The organism is Variovorax sp. KK3 (assembly GCF_001984055.1).
Taxonomy (GTDB): domain Bacteria; phylum Pseudomonadota; class Gammaproteobacteria; order Burkholderiales; family Burkholderiaceae_C; genus Variovorax.
In genome coordinates this window covers 1-17,147 of sequence record NZ_LYVO01000048.1, presented here as the reverse complement: position 1 = coordinate 17,147, position 17,147 = coordinate 1, and the positions used below count along the sequence as shown (strand labels likewise).

Annotated in this window: 14 protein-coding genes; 10 read left to right on the top strand and 4 right to left on the bottom strand. The window is 68.3% G+C overall.

Going from position 1 to position 17,147, the window contains the following annotated elements; all coding sequences use genetic code 11:
- Positions 1-31 precede the first annotated feature (31 nt).
- The 5 genes from B0W80_RS21380 to B0W80_RS21360 all read left to right on the top strand — a co-directional run bounded on the left by B0W80_RS21380 (position 32) and on the right by B0W80_RS21360 (position 7,516).
- Complete coding sequence (locus B0W80_RS21380; protein WP_077001179.1) at positions 32-2,389, top strand: PAS domain-containing sensor histidine kinase; 2,358 nt, start codon at positions 32-34, stop codon at positions 2,387-2,389.
- Between the two features lie 14 nt (positions 2,390-2,403).
- On the top strand, positions 2,404-3,375 hold the full coding sequence (locus B0W80_RS21375) for a LysR substrate-binding domain-containing protein (protein ID WP_077001178.1): 972 nt from the start codon (positions 2,404-2,406) through the stop codon (positions 3,373-3,375).
- A 67-nt stretch (positions 3,376-3,442) separates the two neighbouring features.
- On the top strand, positions 3,443-4,681 hold the full coding sequence (gene phnA, locus B0W80_RS21370) for a phosphonoacetate hydrolase (protein ID WP_077001177.1): 1,239 nt from the start codon (positions 3,443-3,445) through the stop codon (positions 4,679-4,681).
- 83 nt (positions 4,682-4,764) lie between these two features.
- Entirely contained in the window at positions 4,765-5,751 is a 987-nt protein-coding gene (locus B0W80_RS21365) for a tripartite tricarboxylate transporter substrate binding protein (protein WP_077001176.1), read from the top strand.
- A 49-nt stretch (positions 5,752-5,800) separates the two neighbouring features.
- Positions 5,801-7,516, top strand: coding sequence for a Na/Pi cotransporter family protein (locus B0W80_RS21360; protein ID WP_083745536.1), 1,716 nt, complete (start codon positions 5,801-5,803; stop codon positions 7,514-7,516).
- On the opposite strand, the gene B0W80_RS21355 is transcribed toward B0W80_RS21360, so the two are convergent.
- On the bottom strand, positions 7,473-8,507 hold the full coding sequence (locus B0W80_RS21355) for a LacI family DNA-binding transcriptional regulator (protein WP_077001175.1): 1,035 nt from the start codon (positions 8,505-8,507) through the stop codon (positions 7,473-7,475). The two genes, B0W80_RS21360 and B0W80_RS21355, sit on opposite strands and share 44 nt — an antisense overlap.
- Positions 8,508-8,625: 118 nt before the next feature.
- Between B0W80_RS21355 and B0W80_RS21350 the strand changes: the two genes are divergently transcribed.
- Genes B0W80_RS21350 through B0W80_RS21330 form a run of 5 tightly spaced genes read left to right on the top strand, consistent with a single transcriptional unit; the run spans position 8,626 to position 13,378 of the window.
- Positions 8,626-9,762, top strand: coding sequence for a mandelate racemase/muconate lactonizing enzyme family protein (locus tag B0W80_RS21350; protein ID WP_077001174.1), 1,137 nt, complete (start codon positions 8,626-8,628; stop codon positions 9,760-9,762).
- 56 nt (positions 9,763-9,818) lie between these two features.
- Positions 9,819-11,093, top strand: a complete 1,275-nt coding sequence (locus B0W80_RS21345; protein ID WP_077001173.1) for an aconitase/3-isopropylmalate dehydratase large subunit family protein — start codon at positions 9,819-9,821, stop codon at positions 11,091-11,093.
- Positions 11,094-11,633, top strand: coding sequence for a hypothetical protein (locus B0W80_RS21340; protein ID WP_077001172.1), 540 nt, complete (start codon positions 11,094-11,096; stop codon positions 11,631-11,633). It abuts the gene before it with no gap.
- Positions 11,630-12,274: an RraA family protein gene (locus tag B0W80_RS21335; RefSeq protein WP_077001171.1), complete on the top strand. Its 645-nt coding sequence runs from the start codon at positions 11,630-11,632 to the stop codon at positions 12,272-12,274. The genes B0W80_RS21340 and B0W80_RS21335 overlap by 4 nt, the downstream gene beginning before the upstream one ends.
- A gap of 57 nt (positions 12,275-12,331) precedes the next feature.
- A complete protein-coding gene (locus B0W80_RS21330) occupies positions 12,332-13,378 on the top strand; it encodes a tripartite tricarboxylate transporter substrate binding protein (protein WP_077001170.1) in 1,047 nt (348 codons plus the stop codon).
- 33 nt (positions 13,379-13,411) lie between these two features.
- Here B0W80_RS21330 and flgL read toward each other — a convergent pair whose 3' ends face one another.
- The 3 genes from flgL to B0W80_RS21315 form a co-directional block, all read right to left on the bottom strand.
- Entirely contained in the window at positions 13,412-14,626 is a 1,215-nt protein-coding gene (gene flgL / locus B0W80_RS21325; RefSeq protein WP_077001169.1) for a flagellar hook-associated protein FlgL, read from the bottom strand.
- 23 nt (positions 14,627-14,649) lie between these two features.
- Positions 14,650-16,608, bottom strand: coding sequence for a flagellar hook-associated protein FlgK (flgK, locus tag B0W80_RS21320; protein ID WP_077001168.1), 1,959 nt, complete (start codon positions 16,606-16,608; stop codon positions 14,650-14,652).
- A 106-nt stretch (positions 16,609-16,714) separates the two neighbouring features.
- The coding region (locus B0W80_RS21315) for a methyl-accepting chemotaxis protein (protein WP_256856640.1) at positions 16,715-17,147 on the bottom strand (433 nt) is incomplete at its 5' end.

The following is a 17,147-nucleotide window of genomic DNA, read 5'->3' as shown; positions in this document are numbered from 1 at the left end:
GACAAAAGCGTTCCGAGCGAACAAGACCCCCATGACTGCAGCGAAAGACGACGCGTCCGCCCTCGAGTCCACGGCTCGCTATCGCGCCATTTTCGAGAGCGCAGTCGATTTCGCTATCGTCGCGACAACCCGGCAGGGGCTGATCACGGACTGGAATTCGGGCGCGGAGCACATCTTCGGGTGGAGCGCGGCCGAGATGCACGGACACAGCGCCGAACGCTTCTTCACGCCCGAAGATCGAGCCTCCGGCCAGATCGAACGCGAAATGGCCACGGCCCTGGCGAAGAACCGTGCCAACGATGAACGCTGGCATCTGCGCAAGGATGGCTCCCGCTTCTGGGCGAGCGGCGAGATGATGCCCTTGAGGGACCAGAACGGAGAGCACCTCGGCTACCTCAAGATTCTTCGTGACCGCACGGCCGAGCGCAATGCGGCCGTCAAGCACGCGGCAGACGCGGAGTTCATGCGCGGCGTGCTGGCCTCGTCCAACGACTGCATCAAGGTGCTCGACCTGGATGCCAAGCTGGAATTCATGAGCGAGGGTGGCCAGCGGATCATGGAAGTCAGCGATTTCAACGAGTTGCGTGGATGTCATTGGCCGGACATGTGGAGCGGCGGAGCAAAAGAAGACGTGCTGAAAGCCGTCGAGGCCGCACGCGCGGGCGGCATCGGGCACTTCCAAGGCCCGGCGGACACGGCTGCGGGAAACCCGCGTCACTGGGACGTGCAGGTCACGTCGATTCCTGACGAGCACGGCCACCCGTTCAAACTGCTGTCGATCTCGCGCGATATCACCAAGCGCCGGCAGGCCGAGCTGGCACTCGAGGAGCTTGCGGCGTCGCTGGAGCAGCAGGTCGAAGAACGAACGCGGGAGCGCGACCGCGCGTGGAAGCTCTCGCTCGACCTGCAGGTGGTCGTCGATGCCCGCGGCATCATTCATGCGGTCAACGACGCATGGAGTACGCAGCTCGGCTGGTCGCCAGCCGACCTCGTCGGCAAGAAGTTCACCGACTTCGTCCACCCCGACGACTATCAGCCCTCTGCAGGCGCCCTCGAGATTGCCGCCGACGCAGAACTTCCTTCGTTCGAGAACCGCTATCGCCGCAAGGACGGCACCTGGTGCTGGTTCGCCTGGGTCTCCGCGCCGAGCGGCGACCGCATCTATGCAAGCGGCCGCGACGTGACGGCCGAGAAAGAGGCTGACGCGGTCCTGGCCGCGGCGCAAGAGCAGCTGCGCCAGTCGCAGAAGATGGAAGCCGTGGGCCAGCTCACGGGCGGCCTGGCGCACGACTTCAACAACCTGCTCGCCAGCATCTCGGGTAGCCTCGAACTGATGTCTCGCCGCCTGCAGCAGGGCCGGTTCACGGAGTTCGACCGCTACATCAGCGTGGCGCAGGCCTCCACGAAGCGGGCGGCGGCCTTGACCCACCGCATGCTGGCGTTCTCTCGCAGGCAGACGCTGGAGCCGCGCCCGACGGACGCCAACAAGCTGGTGCGCAACATGGAAGAACTGGTTCGGCGCACCATCGGCCCTGAGATTTCGTTGGAGGTGGTGGGCGCGGTGGGCCTCTGGAACATCAACGTCGACCCGAACCAGCTCGAGAATGCGTTGCTCAACCTGTGCATCAACGCGCGCGACGCCATGCCCGATGGCGGCAAGCTCACCATCGAAACGGCCAACAAATGGATGGACGAACGCGCGGCGATCGAGCGTCAGCTTCCGCCGGGGCAGTACGTGTCCATCTGCGTGACCGACACCGGCACCGGCATGGACGCCGAGACCGTCAGGCGCATCTTCGAACCGTTCTTCACGACCAAGCCCATTGGCATGGGAACGGGCCTGGGACTGTCGATGGTCTACGGGTTCGCCACGCAGTCCGGCGGGCAGGTGCGGCCCTATTCCGAAGTCGGCATGGGCACCACGATGTGCCTATACCTGCCGCGGCACCATGGCGACGCCGTCGATCCGAGGGCTGCGCCAGTGTCATCGGCATCGACGCAGCAGGGGCATCGGGGCACCGTTCTCGTTGTCGACGACGAGGCCAACGTCAGGCTCGTCGTGACGGAAGTCCTTGCCGACATGGGCTTCATGTCGCTCGAAGCCGAGGACGGACAAGCCGGCTTGAAAATCCTCCAGTCGAAGACGCCCATCGACTTGCTGATCTCGGACGTCGGCTTGCCGGGAGGGATCAATGGTCGCCAACTGGCGGATGCCGGCCGCGCGCTGAAGGCAGACCTCAAGGTGCTCTTCATCACGGGCTACGCGGAGAATGCCGTCATCGGGCACGGGCATCTCGAGCCTGGCATGCAGGTGCTGACGAAGCCCTTCACGCTGGACGCGCTGGCGGATCGTGTGACGGAACTGGTGGAGCGCGCGCAGCCGAAGTAAGCTGCGCGACGCCAATGCCCCACCACCAGCTTCCTCCCCTCAACGCACTGCGCATCTTCGAAGTCACCGCTCGGGCGGCCAGCTTCACCGAGGCGGCCAAGGAACTGCACCTGACGCACGGCGCGGTCAGCCGCCAGATCCAGCTGCTCGAAGAAGCGCTGGGTCAGCCGCTGTTTCGCAAGGACGGCCAACGCATGGTCGCCACGGCCCATGCCAAGGCCTTCGCGCGCGAGATCAGCGCGGCCTTCGACCACATCGGCGACGCGTCGCGCCGCTACGGCAAGCTGGCCACGCACAAGGTCGTCCGCGTCAATGCACCGGCCACCTTCGCGATGCGCTGGCTCATTCCGCAGCTGGCCGACTTCCAGGCGCGGCACCCGCAGACCGAGGTGCGGGTGTCGACAGCCTTCAGCAACGAGCCGATGCTCAAGGGCAGCTTCGACGTGGCGATCCGCCGGTCGCCGGGCGACCAGTCGCAGCTCGAGGTCACGCCGCTGTTTACCGAGTTCATGACGGTGATCGCGAGCCCGGCACTGCTCGCGCAGCAGCCCTGCAAGAAGCCTGCAGACCTGGCCTCGGCCGCGCTGCTGTCCACCGAATCGCGCCCAGGCGACTGGGAAGCGTGGCTCGACGCCGCGGGCTGCGCCGAGCTGCGGCCGATGCAGAACCTGCGCTTCGACCACTTCTTCGTCACGCTGCAGGCGGTGGTCGACGGCATGGGCTACGGCATCGGCACCTTTCCCACGCTGTCGTCGGACGAAGCATCGGGGCGCATCCGCCGGCCCTTCGGTCAGGTCGAGGTGAAGGGCTCCACCTACTACGCGCTGGTGCCGCTCGATGCCGACAAACCCAGGCACCTGCGCGAGTTCCAGCAGTGGCTGATCGAGCGGGCCGCCGACGCGCACTGGCCGCCGCCGGCCGCGCCGCGGCGCACGGCTGCCAAGCCAGCTGCCCAAAAAGCCACCAAGCGCGCCGGGCATCGGTGAGCGCAGCTCACAGGTCTCTGACTTTTTATCGATAGGCCTTGTGCACCCGGCGACCTAAGCTGGGCACATGGCACACACGACACCCCCACCCCACACACTGACCATCAACGCCCGTTCGTACCGGATGCCCACGCGCCCGGTGGTGATCGTCTGCATCGACGGTTGCGAGCAGGAATACATCAACCAGGCCGTGCAGGCCGGCGTGGCACCCTTCTTCGCCAGCCTCGCCGACAAAGGGACGGTGCTCGCAGGCGACTGCGTGATGCCCTCCTTCACCAACCCGAACAACCTGTCGATCGTGACCGGTGCACCACCCAGCGTGCACGGCATCTGCGGCAACTACTTCTTCGACCCCGAGCAGGGCGCCGAAGTGCTGATGAACGACGCGCGCTACCTGCGCGCGCCGAGCGTGCTGGCCGCCATGGCCGAGGCCGGCAGGAAGGTGGCCGTGGTCACGGCCAAGGACAAGCTGCGCAGCCTGCTCGGCCACGGCCTGCAGGGCATCTGCTTCTCGGCAGAGAAGGCGGACCAGGCCAGCAAGGAAGCCAACGGCATCGACGGCCTGCTCGACAAGGTCGGCATGCCGCTGCCTTCGGTGTACAGCGCCGACCTCTCGGAGTTCGTCTTCGCCGCCGGCGTGATGCTGATGGAGCGCGAGCGGCCCGACTTGATGTACCTGTCGACCACCGACTACATCCAGCACAAGTTCGCACCGGGCACCGAGGGCGCCAACGCCTTCTACGCGATGATGGACAAGTACCTGCTGCAGCTCGACGCGGCCGGCGCGCTCATCGGCGTGACGGCCGACCACGGCATGAACGCGAAGACCGATTCGCTCGGGCGGCCCAACATCGTCTTCCTGCAGGACGAGCTCGACGAGACCCTCGGCGGGCGCACGGCGCGCGTGCTGCTGCCGATCACCGACCCCTACGTGGTGCACCACGGCGCGCTCGGCTCCTACGCGACCATCTACGTGCACGACGCGTCGGATACGCCGCGAGTCGCCGAGCGGGTGCGCGCGCTGCCCGGCATCCAGAAGGTGCTGAGCCGCGCCGAGGCGGCCGCCACCTTCGAGCTGCCGCCAGACCGCATCGGCGACCTCGTGGTGCTGTCGGAGCGGCTGACGGTGATCGGCACCTCGGCCTCGCAGCACGACCTGTCGGGCCTGACCGTGCCGCTGCGCTCGCATGGCGGCTTGTCGGAGCAGCGCGTGCCGCTGCTCTTCAATACCCGCCTGGCCGACGTGCCCGCCAAGCGCCTGCGCAACTTCGACGTGATCTCGCTCGCGCTGAATCACGCGGCCTGATCGACCCGAGCTACTTCTTTCGTCCGGCGCGCCGAACGAGCGCGCGCAACGATCCGCACAACGACCAGCCAGGAGACATTTGAATGACCCAGCGAGTCCTGACAGCCTTTTGCCTTGGCGCCCTGCTCTTCGCAGCCGGCGCCCAAGCCCACGCACAGGCCCAGACGCAGGCCTACCCTTCCAAGCCGATCCGCATGGTGGTCGGCTTCGCGGCCGGCGGCTCCACCGACAAGCTGGCGCGCGTGCTCGCCACGCGCATGGGCGAGCTGATGGGCACCTCGGTGGTGGTCGACAACCGCCCCGGCGCCGCCGGCAACATCGCGGCCGAAGCCGTGGCCACGGCCGCGCCGGACGGCTACACGATCTTCATGGCCACGCTGAGCAGCCAGGCCATCAACCCGCACCTGTACGCGAAGCTCAAGTTCGACCCGATCCGCAGCTTCGAGCCCGTGGGCCTGGTCGCGAAGTACCCGCTGCTGCTGGTGGTACCGCCGCAGCTGCAGCTCAACTCGGTGCAGGACCTCGTGACCTACGCCAAGGCCAACCCGGGCACCACCTTCTTCGCATCGGCCGGCAACGGATCGCCCGCGCACCTGGCCGGCGAGATCTTCAAGGCCACGAGTGCGGTCGACGTGCGGCACGTGCCTTACCGCGGCGGCGGGCCGGCGCTGCTGGCGCTGATGTCCAACGAGGCGCAGTTCGCCTTCGAGACCATCCCGAGCGCCATCGGCCATGCCCGCGGCGGCAAGCTCAAGGCGCTGGGCGTGACCTCGACGCAGCGCTCCACCGCCGCACCCGAGCTGCCGACCATGGTGGAGGCCGGCCTCAAGGGCTTTACAGTGACGTCGTGGGCCGGGCTTCTGGCACCGGCCGGCACGCCGAAGGACGTGGTCGACAAGCTCGGCGAGGCCACGCGCACCGCGATCGCCAGCGCCAACGTGAAGTCCGCGCTCGAAAGCGACGGTGCCGAGCCGGGCACCGGCGGGGCCGAGGAGTTCTCGCGCTTCATGAAGGACGAGCTCAAGGCCTGGGGCCAGGTGGTTCGCACGGCCAATGCCAAGGTCGACTGATCACGACTGACCACCACCGAACACGACTGACCACACGAGCCTCCGGAAGATGCGCGCCCTCCTGAACCTTCTCGCCGCCATCGCGCTGCTCGTGTGGGGCACGCAGCTGGTTCGCACCGGCATCCTGCGCGCCTTTGGTGCCGACCTGCGCAAGGTGCTGGCGCGCAGCATCGGCAACCGCTTCAGCGCTGCGCTGGCGGGCCTGGGCATCACGGCGCTGGTGCAGTCGAGCACGGCCACCGCGCTGATCGTCTCGGCCTTCGTCGGCCAGGGCCTGGTCGCGCTGCCGCTGGCCCTGGCCGTGATGCTCGGCGCCGACGTCGGCACCAGCCTGATGGTGGTGCTGCTCTCGTTCGACCTGTCGTGGCTGTCGCCGCTGCTGATCTTCTGCGGCGTGGTGCTCTACACCTCGCGCCAGGCCAGCGCGGCCGGCCGCGTGGGGCGCATCCTGATCGGGCTGGGGCTGATGCTGCTGGCCTTGCGCATGGTCGGCGAGAGCGCGGCCATCCTCACCCAGGCGCCGGCCGTGCGCGCCCTGCTGGCCTCGCTGTCGAGCGACCTGATGCTCGAGATCACACTCGGCGCCGCGCTCGCGATGGCGGCCTATTCGAGCCTCGCCATCGTGCTGCTCACCGCCTCGATGGCCGCGACTGGCGTGATCCCGGTCGAAGTCGGCATGGGCCTGGTGCTCGGCGCCAACCTGGGCAGCGGCGCGCTGGCCGTGGTGACGACCGCGCGCGCCACGCCCGAGACGCGCCAGGTGCCCGTGGGCAACCTGCTCTTCAAGTGCCTGGGCGTGATGCTGGCGGCCCCGTTCGCAGGGCTCGTCGCTCCGGAACTGAAGGCGGCGTTCCGCGACCCGGCCACCGCCATCGTGATGTTCCACCTGGGCTTCAACGTCGCGGTGGCGCTGGTCTTCATCGGCCTCACGCTCGCGGTGGCACGCGCGGCGGTGCGGCTGGTGCCGCGGTCCGACCGCAAGCTGCTGGCCGGCCGGCCGCATCACCTCGACCCCTCGGCGCTGGCCACGCCGTCGCTGGCCATCTCGTGCGCCGCGCGCGAGGCCTTGCACCAGGCCGACGTGGTCGAAACCATGCTGCAGGGCATGCTGAAGGTCATCCACGGCAACGACCTGCAGCTCGCCCACGAGCTGCGGCAACTCGACGACACCGTCGACGAGCTGTACTCGGCCATCAAGTACTACCTGACCAAGATCTCGCGTGCCGAACTCGACGAGGCCGAGAGCCGGCGCTGGGCCGACATCATCAGCTTCACCATCAACCTCGAGCAGATCGGCGACATCATCGAGCGCGTGCTGCTGGACATCGAAGACAAGAAAATTCGCAAGGGCCGCAGCTTCTCCGAGGCCGGCATGGCCGAGATCTGCGAGCTGCACGCACGGCTGAAGACCAACCTGCGGCTTTGCATGAGCGTGTTCCTCAACGGCTCGCTGCGCGAAGCCCAGCAGCTCATGGAAGAGAAGGTGCGCTTTCGCGAGCTGGAGCGCGCCTACGCCACCACGCACCTGACACGCCTGACCGACAACACGGTGCAGAGCATCGAGACGAGCTCATTGCACATCGACCTGATCAGCGAGTTCAAGCGCATCAACTCGCACATCTGCTCGATCGCCTACCCGATCCTCGAATCGGCCGGCGCGCTGGCGCCGAGCCGGCTGACGCTGGTGGTCGGCAACGACGACGCCGCGATGCCGCAAGGCGCTAGGAACGAGCCGGCGCCGTGCTTCCGCGAACGACCAGCTTGAAGCCCAGGTCGACGCGCTTGCGCACGCGCGTCTCGCCGGCCAGCTGCAGTCGCAGCTGCGTGCCGGCTTCCTTGCCCATCTCGTAGCGCGGCACCTGGATGCTGGAGAGCGACGGCACCATGAGCCCGGCCAGCTCCTGGTCGTCGAAGCCCATGATGCCCAGCTGGCGCGGCACCGCGATGCCCTGCCGCTGGCAGTGCAGCAGCGCGCCGATGGCCCAGCCGTCGCCGGTGAAGAACACGCCCTGCAGCTTCGGCTCGATCTGCAGCAGTTGCACCAGCGCCTCGGCACCGCGCTCGTAGCCGAGCACGGTTTCCAGTTCCAGCTCGGGCCGGAAGGCGACGCCGGCCGCCTTCAACGCATCGCGAAAGCCGAGCCAGCGATCGTGCGCGCGGGCATTGCGCTCCTTCGACGGCGAGACGAAGCCGAGCACGCGCCGCCCCGTGGCCAGCAAATGCTCCGCAGCCGCCTTGCCGGCCGCGCGGTTGGCATAGCCCACCGCGATGTTGATGGGCTTGCTGTCCAGCGAGCCCAGCTCGACCACCGGCACGCCGCAGCGCGCCAGATAGTCGCGCGTGCCCGGGCTGCGGCCCGCACCGTGGATGACGAGTGCCGCGGGCCGGTAGGCCAGCAGCGAACGGAACACCTGCTCGTCGCTGTCGCCCGCGCCGGGTGCGCCGGCCACCACCAGTTGGTACTCGGAGCCGAGGCCTTCGGTCAGCCCCTGCATCTCGAGCGCGAAGGCCGTGTTGCGCAGGTCGGGCAGCACCACGGCGATGAGTCGCGTGCGCCCGGTGGCGAGCTGCCCCGCGAAGGCGCTGCCCACGTAATTGAGTTCGGAGATGGCAGCCTGGATGCGCTCGCGCGTGGCTTCGGCCACCGTGGCGGGCGCGCGCAGCGCCCGCGAGACGGTCATCAGCGACACGCCTGCGCGCTGGGCGACGTGGTCCATGGTCACGGGCCCCGACGCCGGGGAATCGTTGCTCGGCATGGCAGGGGATGTTAGCGCACGTCATCTCGCGCACTGCTCGTCATCCACGTTGACAAGCACGAATGTCAGGCGTTAACATCGCCGCAAATGTTATACGTATGACATAGGAGATCACAGCTTGGACAGCACGCGAATCCGGTCGGTGGAGGGCATTCCTCTGAAGATCCCCTTTGCCAAATCCTTCACCATGGCGGCGCCCCACCAGGCCACGCGCAACGAGGTCGAGGTTTACCTGGTGCGCATCACCACCGACGACGGCGTGGTCGGCATCGGCGAAACGCAGGCCTGGCGCCGCCAGGGCAGCAGCGAGACGCTGCACGGCCTGCACGCCAAGCTGCAGTCGATGGCGGCCCCGGCGCTGGTGGGCCGCTCGGTGCTCGACATCGCGCCGGTCATGCATGCGCTGTCGGAGCAGCTGTCGGGCGGCCTCTACCTGCAGGCGGCCGTGGGCGATGCGCTCTACGACGCGAAGGCGCGCACGCTGGGCCTGTCGGTGGCGCAGATGCTCGGCGGGCGCTGCCGCGACCACATCGACGTGGGCATCGCGCTCGGCATCACCGGCGATGCCAAGGCCATGATCGACGCGGCGGAGCGCGCGGTCGAACAGGGCTACCGCCACCTGCGCATCAAGATCGGCATCGATGCGCGCAAGGACCTGCTGGGCCTGCAGGCGCTGCGCGCGCACTTCGACGACCGCGTGGTGCTGCGCGCCGATGCCAACGGCAGCATGCGCTACGGCGATGCCCTGCGGCTGCTGCGCCAGCTGGAGCCGCTCGATCTCGACATCGTCGAGCAGCCGCTCGCCGCCTGGGATCTGGAAGGCATGGCCGCACTCGCCGCGGCGGTGCGCATTCCGCTGTCGGCCGACGAGGCCATCAGCGACACACATTCGCTGGTCGACGTGGCAAGCCGCCGAGCCGCCCGCGTGATCCAGACCAAGTCGGCCAAGAACGGCGGCATCCATTCCATCGCCAAGCTGTGGACGCTGGCCGGTGCGCTGGGCATCGACATCTTTCCGGGCAACCACCCGTCCACCAGCCTCAATGTCGCCGCCGTCGCGCAGCTCGCCGCATCGTGGCCCCAGCCGCTGCTGGCGGGCGACTTCCAGACGGGCCTGGTCGACATGCTGGCCGACGACATCGTGCAGGTGCCGGTGCGCGTCGAAGGCGGGCGCGTGCATGTGCCGGAAGGCCACGGCATGGGCGTCGCGCTCGACGAGGACAAGGTGCGCCGCTATCGGGTCGACGTGCAGTAGCCCGCCGGCTTCATCCGACTTCATTTCATTCACCCAACGAGCCAAAGGAATCCACGATGAGTATGACGATTGCCGAGAAGGTCATGGCGCGCGCCGCCGGCCTTCAGAGCGTCCGGCCCGGGCAGTACGTCGATTGCAAGCTCGACCGCGTGATCGCCCACGAGGAGTTCTATCGCATCCATGCGGTCGCGGTCGCGGCCGGCCTGCCCAAGGGCCTGCCCGACATCTGGGACCGCGAGCGCTTTCACGTGGTGCTCGACCACTTCCAGCCGGTCATCAACGAGATGCAGGCCCTGCGCCAGCGCAAGATCCGCGAGGTGGCCGAGGCCTACCGCGTGAAGTACTTCGACGACGCGCTGCCCGCGGTGGTGCACCGCATCGCCGTCGAGGACTTCGTGCTGCCCGGCGAGCTGGCGCTGGGTTCGGATTCGCATTCGTGTACGTGGGGCGCGCTCAACTGCTGCGGCTCGGGCATGGGCGAACACGAGCTGGCCTATGGGCTGGTGTACGGCGAACTGTGGTTCAAGGTGCCCGAGACCATCGCGGTCAACCTGCACGGCACGCTGCGCCCCGGCGTGGCCGCCAAGGACGTGGCGCTGTGGCTGGCTGGCCAGTTCGGCACCTCCTTCGCGCTCTACAAGTCGATCGAGTACCGCGGCGACGGCGCCCGCGCACTGGATATGGACGCTCGCATCACACTGGCCGCCCATGCAGTGGAGCTGGGCGGCAAGTTCGGCCTGTTCGAGTTCGACGATAAGACGCAGGCCTTCCTCGACAAGCGCAAGCGCATGCGGCACCAGCTCGACTGGGCGCGGCCCGTCGCCGCCGACCCCGACGCGCACTACGTGCAGACCGTCGACATCGACCTCGGCGCGCTCGAGCCCCAGGTCGCGAAGCCGCACACTTTCGAAAACGTGGTGCCGGTGTCGTCGATCGCCGGCACGCGCATCGACCAGGCCATGGTCGGCTCGTGCGCCAACGGCAACGTCGACGACATCGCGACCGTGGCCCGCGTGGTCAAGGGCAAGCGCGTGCATCCGAAGACGCGCTTCGTGGTGCAGCCCAACTCGTGGGGCGTGTACCGCGAGGCGATGAGCCGCGGCTATGTCGACACGCTGCTCGATGCAGGCGTGACGGTCATCTCGCCCGGGTGCCACCTGTGCCTGGGCATGCAAGGGGCGCTGGCGCCCGGCGACGTGTGCCTGACCTCCACCACGCGCAACCACCGCGGCCGCATGGGCAGCGGCGATGCCGACATCTACCTGGCCGGGCCGGCCACCGTGGCGGCCTCCGCCCTCGCCGGCCACATTTGCAATCCGATGGAGATCTGAATGCTCGAGACCCAACAACGAATCCAGGGCAAGGCCTGGAAGTTCGGCGACAACATCGACACCGACATCATCGCGCCGGCCGGCACCATCTCGTTCGGACTGGGCGATGCGGCCGAAGACCTTGACGTCAAGAAGAACGCCTTCCGCGCCGTGCGACCGGACTTTCACAAGCTGGTCGGCCAGGGCGACATCCTGGTGGCCGGGCGCAACTTCGGCCTCGGCTCGCACCGCGAGCCGGCCAACAAGGTGCTGGTGAGCCTGGGCTTCCGCGCCGTCATCGCCGAATCGATCGCGCGGCTGTTCTTCCGCAATTCGGTCGCGATCGGCTTCTATGCCTTCGAGGTGCCGGGCATCCTGGCCTTCGTCGACGAAGGCGAGCAGCTCGACATCGACATGGAGAACGCCGTGCTGCGCAACCTGAGCCGCGGCACCGAGATGCCGATGCAGCCCTACAGCCCGCTCATCCGCAACATCGTCGAGCAGGGCGGCATTCTCGAAGTGCTCAAGTCGCGACTGGCCGCGGGCCAGGCAGCCACATGATCGCGGCCGATCTGCTGGCGCGCGTCACCACGAGTTCGGTCAGCGACGCGCTGATGAAGCGCGGGCAGCGTCAGTTCATGTCGCAGCGCATACGCGGCATCGGCACGCTGCGCGTGGCGGGCCCGGCGGTCACGGCGCGCCGGGAGCCCATCGCTGCCGCGAGCGGACCGGTGCTGCCGAACGCACGGCTCATCGCGCTGATCGAAGAGGCGGCCGATGGCAGCGTGCTCGTCTTCAACGGCGACCCGGCACACCAGGCCGCGCTGTGGGGCGGTCTCATGGCCGCCGCCGCGGTCGCGCGTGGGCTCGGTGGCGTGGTGGCCGATGGGCCGGTGCGCGACCCCGACGAGATCGCCGAGCTGGGCTGCGCCTGCTTCTGCACGGGCGCCGTGCCCGCCGGGCAGGCCGGCATCCTGGGGCTCACCGGCATCGGCGTGCCGGTGCAGTGCGGCGGCATCACGGTCCACGAAGGCGACTTCGTGCTCGGCGACGCCAGCGGCGTGGTGGTCATCCCGCAGGGCATGGAGGCCTCGGTGCTCGACGAGGCCGCCGAGATCGAAGCGCGCGACCAGTCGGCGATGAAGCTGCTGAAGCAGGGCCTCGGCCTTGGCGAAGTCATGCGGCAGCTCGGGCGGGCCTGAGCAGGCCTGAGCAGACCTGCATGGATCACGAAGACATACGAACGATGGAGACACACGATGACGAAATTCAGCGAACCGCATTTCTCCTCTCCCTGTGACGCGGGCCGCCCCGCGCAGACCACGCGCCGCCTCGCGCTCGCCTCGCTGCTGACGGCCGCGACCGCCCTCGCCGGCCTCGGCGTCGTCACGCCCGCACAGGCGGACGACAAGTTCCCGTCCAAGCCCGTGCGCATCCTCGTCGGCTCTCAGGCGGGCGGCGGCGTCGATGCCTTCTCACGGCTGATCGCGACGCGCCTGCAGGAGATGTGGGGCCAGCCCGTGGTGGTGGAGAACCGCACCGGCGCCAGCGGATCGATCGCGGCCGACATGGTGGCCAAGGCACCGGCCGACGGGTACACGGTGGTGATGGCCACGCCCAACTCGCACACCACGGGCCCGCACGTGCTCAAGTTTCCCTACGACCCACTGCGTGACTTCTCGCCGATCACGCTGGTGATGGAAGTGCCGAGCGTGCTGGTGGTCGACAAGTCATCGCCGGCCAAGACGATGAAGGAACTCGTCGACATCGCCAAGGCGCAGCCCGGCAAGCTCAACTACTACTCGTCGGGCAACGGCTCCATCCAGCACCTGGCCGGCGAAATGCTCAACCTGCAGGCCGGCATCAAGGTGGTGCACGTGCCCTACAAGGGCAGCGCGCCGGCCATCGCCGACGTGATCGGCCAGAACGTGACGATGGGCATCGACCCGATCTCGGCCACGCTGTCCTTCATCGAAGCCGGCACGCTCAAGCCGCTGGCCGTGGCCGCACCCAAGCGCGCATCGTCGCTGCCCGAGGTGCCGACCACGGCGGAAGCCGGCTTTCCGGGCATCGAGATGTCGACCTGGTACGGCCTCTTCGGTCCCGCGAACATGCCCGAGGCCTTGGCGCGCAAGTGGCAGCAGGACGTGGCCAAGGTCATCGCGCAGCCCGACATGGCGAAGCGCATCGCCGCCGTCGGCGGCGAACCGCGCGGATCGAGCGCCGCGCAGTTCGGCGACTTCATCAAGGCCGAGTACGACAAGATGGGGAAGCTGGCGAGGACGGCGAACGTGCGGGCGGAGTAGGCGGCTGAGCGCCCCCGGCGGGGCCGGCCCGCCTCACAGATAGTTGAACAACGCGATCTGGTTGAACTTCGCGAACGTCCCCATCGACGCCTGCAACCCGGTCTGCTTCTGCAATATCTGCGAGATGGCGTCGGCCATGTCGAGGTCCTGGATGTCCGACAGGTAGGCCTTGTCGATCAGGTCGCGCGAGGCGCCGGCCGTGTCGAGTGCGTCGATCTCGTTCATGCGCGAGCCCAACGAGGAGCGCACCGTCAGCACGTTGTCGTGCGCGTTGCCGATCTTGACGTTGGCGGTGGCCAGCGCGTTCTGCAGCCGGGCGCTGGCGGCATCGCCGCCGCCGGCCAGGGGCTGGCGCAGCGTTTTCACCAAGTCGCCGATGGCGGCGAAGACGTCGGTGCCCGCGTTCCTGGCCGTGCTTACCGAGAAGTTGTCGCCGTCGGCGGGAGCGCCGCTCATGCTGATCTGCATGCCGCCGAAGCTGATGGGCGTGTCGGCCACGTAGGGGCCGGTGGCGGCCACGACGGGCGGCGTGTCGGCGGTGGCGACGGTGTAGTTGCCGCCGGTGAAGCTGATGGTGAAGTCCTTGCCGGCGAGCGGTGCACCCGCATCCGTGACGCCGATCGAACCGAACACGCCCGAGCCGGTGTTGGCGGCACTCGCGCTCGCCACGTGCCCGGCGCTGCTCAGTACCGACTGGAACACGCTGCGCCCGTCGTCGCCCACCGAGATCTGGCGCGCCACGTCGATCTGGATCAGGCGCTGGCCCTGGTCGCCCATGTACTCCACGGCGCCGTTGGCCGCTTTCACGAATGGCGGGTTCGCGCTCTTGTAGCCGGCGAACAGGAACTGGCCGTTGCCGTCGTCGGCGTTGGCCACGCTCACGAGCTGGTCCATGTTGCCCTGGATGGCGGTGGCCAGCGAGGCGCGGTCGGCATCCGACAACGCGCCGCTGCCGGCCTGCACCACCAGGGTCTTGATGTTCTGCAGGATGTTCGTCGCCGACTTGAGCGACTCTTCTTCCTGCGACAGGGCCAGCGTGGCGCGGTCGCGGCTGGTGGCGTACTGGGCGGACTGGGCCAGCGAATCGCTCACGCGCAGCGCGCGTGCGGCAGCCACCGGATCGTCGGCGGCCGTCAGGAACTTGCTGTTGGCCGACAGCTGCTGCTGCAGGCGAAACAGCTGCTGCTGCTGCGATCCGAGGCCCTTCATGCTCTGGCCGTAGAAGGCTTGGGTGCTGATGCGGTCCATGTCGTTGGCTCCTCTTGCTGGCCTTAATTGCGGATGCCCAGGATGGCGTCGAAGATGGTCGACGCCGTCTGGATCACGCGGGCATTGGCCTGGTACATCTGCTGGAACATCAGCAGGTTGGCGGTCTCTTCGTCCTGGTTGACGCCCGAGATCGAATCGCGGCTCGCGCGGATCTGTTCGGTCACCGCCGTCTGCGTCTTCTCGGCGGTGCGGATTTCCATCGTGCGGTTGCCCACCGAGCTCACCAGCTGCGCGAAGGAGCCGCCGAAGGTGGTGCTGCCGCCGTCCATGACGTTCTTCTTCTGCAGCGCGGCCAGCAGCAGCGCATTGCTGCCGTCCGACACGCCGCCGGCGTTCTTCTGGATGGTGAAGGTGTCGCCGTCGGCCGGTGCGCCGGTCATCTTGACGGCGATGCCGTCGAAGCTCATCGACGCACCCGCCGTGTACGGCACCGGCGTGCCGGCGCCGTAGGTGGTGGCCGTGCCGTCGGCCAGCGTCACGGTCACGGCAGAGCCCGCTGGAAAGCCCGAGAGCATGCCTGCCGCGCTGTCGAAGGTCAGCGTGACCGGCGCCGCCAGCGGCGAGGCCGGGTAGCCCGCACCGACCGTGGGCGCGCCCAGCGCGCCGCTGCCCTGGTTGCCGGCCGTGTTGCCCGCGATCAGCGGCGAGGCCGCGGCCACCTTGGTCGGGTCGAGCACCAGCACGTCGAGGTCGCGCGCACCGGTGCGGGTGGGCTGTACCAGGAAGCGGTCGCCGGCCTGCGCCGTGCCGCTGGCCAGCGCGAGCTGCACGCCGTCGAAGCTGATCGGCATGGCGGTGAAGTTGCCCACCACCTGCTTGTCGGTGAGGCGCGTGACGGAGTAGGTCAGCGTGCCCGCCACGTCCTTCACTTCCACCGAATAGTCGCTGATGCCGAGCTGCGCGGTGTCGGTGATGCTGGCGCCCAGCACCATGTCGCCGTTGTTGTGCGCGTTGGAGAACACGCCCGCCGCGGCGGTGTTGAAGAAGTTGCCGCCCAACGCGCCCTTGAGGTCCACGCCCAGCTTGTGCTGGTCGTTGAAGGCGCTGGTCAGCGACATGGCCAGGCGGCCGATGGCGTTCTGCGTGGTCGTGAGCGTCTCGTTGCGGAAGGCCATCAGCCCACCGACCGAGCCGCCGGTGAACACGCTGTCGGCCAGCTCGGTGACCGTGCCGTTGATGCCCACCAGCGACAGCGCCGTGCGCGTCGGGTCGGCGGCGGACGGGCCGGCCTTGAGCGACATCGCCTGGTCGCCCAGCACCAGCGACTGGCCGTTGCCGATGAACACGTTGAACTTGCCGCCGTCCTGCTCGAGCACCTTCACGTCCACCAGCTTGCCCAGCTCGCCGACCAGTTGGTCGCGCTGGTCGAGCAGGTCGTTCGGCGGCTGGCCGCCGGCGATGCCGGTCATCTGGCCGATCTGCTGGTTGAGCTTGGCGATCTGGCTGGCGTAGTTGTTGATCTCGCCCACGCTGCCCCGGAGCTGGTCGTTGACCGAGGTGTTCAGGTCGCTCAGGTACACGTCGGTGGCGCGGAACTTGTTCGCCAGCGCCTGCGCCGAGCTGATCAGCTGCTGGCGCGCCGCCGGGTCGGCCGGCGTGTTGGCCACGCCCTGCGCAGCCGAGAAAAAGCCCTGCATCAGCGGCGACAGGCCGGTGGTCTTGTCCGCCAGCAGCGAATCGATGCGGCTGATCTGCGATTCGTAGCTCGACAGCGCCGCGCCGGTGGCTTCGGCGCCCTGGAGCTGCGAGGTCAGGTAGGCGTCGTAGCTGCGCGCCACGGTGGTCACGCGGGCACCGGTGCCGACGAAGCCGTTGGCCAGTCCGATCGCGCCGTTGCTGGAGATCAGCGACACCTGGCGGCTGTAGCCGGCCGTGTACACGTTGGCCGTGTTGTGGGCCGTGGTCATGAGCGCGCTGCGCGCCACGCCGAGGCCCGAGAGGCCGGTATTGAACAGCGACATGAGAACTTGTGTTTCGAGGTTGGTTGTTCGATGAAGCCCGGGCGGCGTGGCGCCGGTCCTGCTCCTGCTTGTCTATCGGCGTCGGCGGCGGAAGTTGAAGGGCCCTTCAGGAAAGGCGGAACACGCTGACGGTCTGCACCAGGCCGCCGGCCTGCTCCTGCATCGACTGGGCGGCCGCAGATGCCTCTTCGACCAGCGCCGCGTTCTGCTGGGTCACCTGGTCCATCTGCGTGATCGCCTGGTTGATCTGCTCGATGCCTTGCGTCTGCTCGCGGCTGGCGGCCGTGATCTCGCCGATGATGTCCGTCACCCGCTTCACGCTGCCCACGATCTCTTCCATGGTCTTGCCGGCTTCGCCGACCAGGGCCGTGCCGGCGGCGACCTTGCCGACCGAGTCGTCGATCAGGCCCTTGATCTCCTTGGCAGCGGCTGCCGAGCGTTGCGCCAGGTTGCGTACTTCGGCCGCCACCACCGCGAAGCCACGGCCCTGTTCGCCGGCGCGCGCCGCTTCGACCGCCGCATTCAGCGCCAGGATGTTG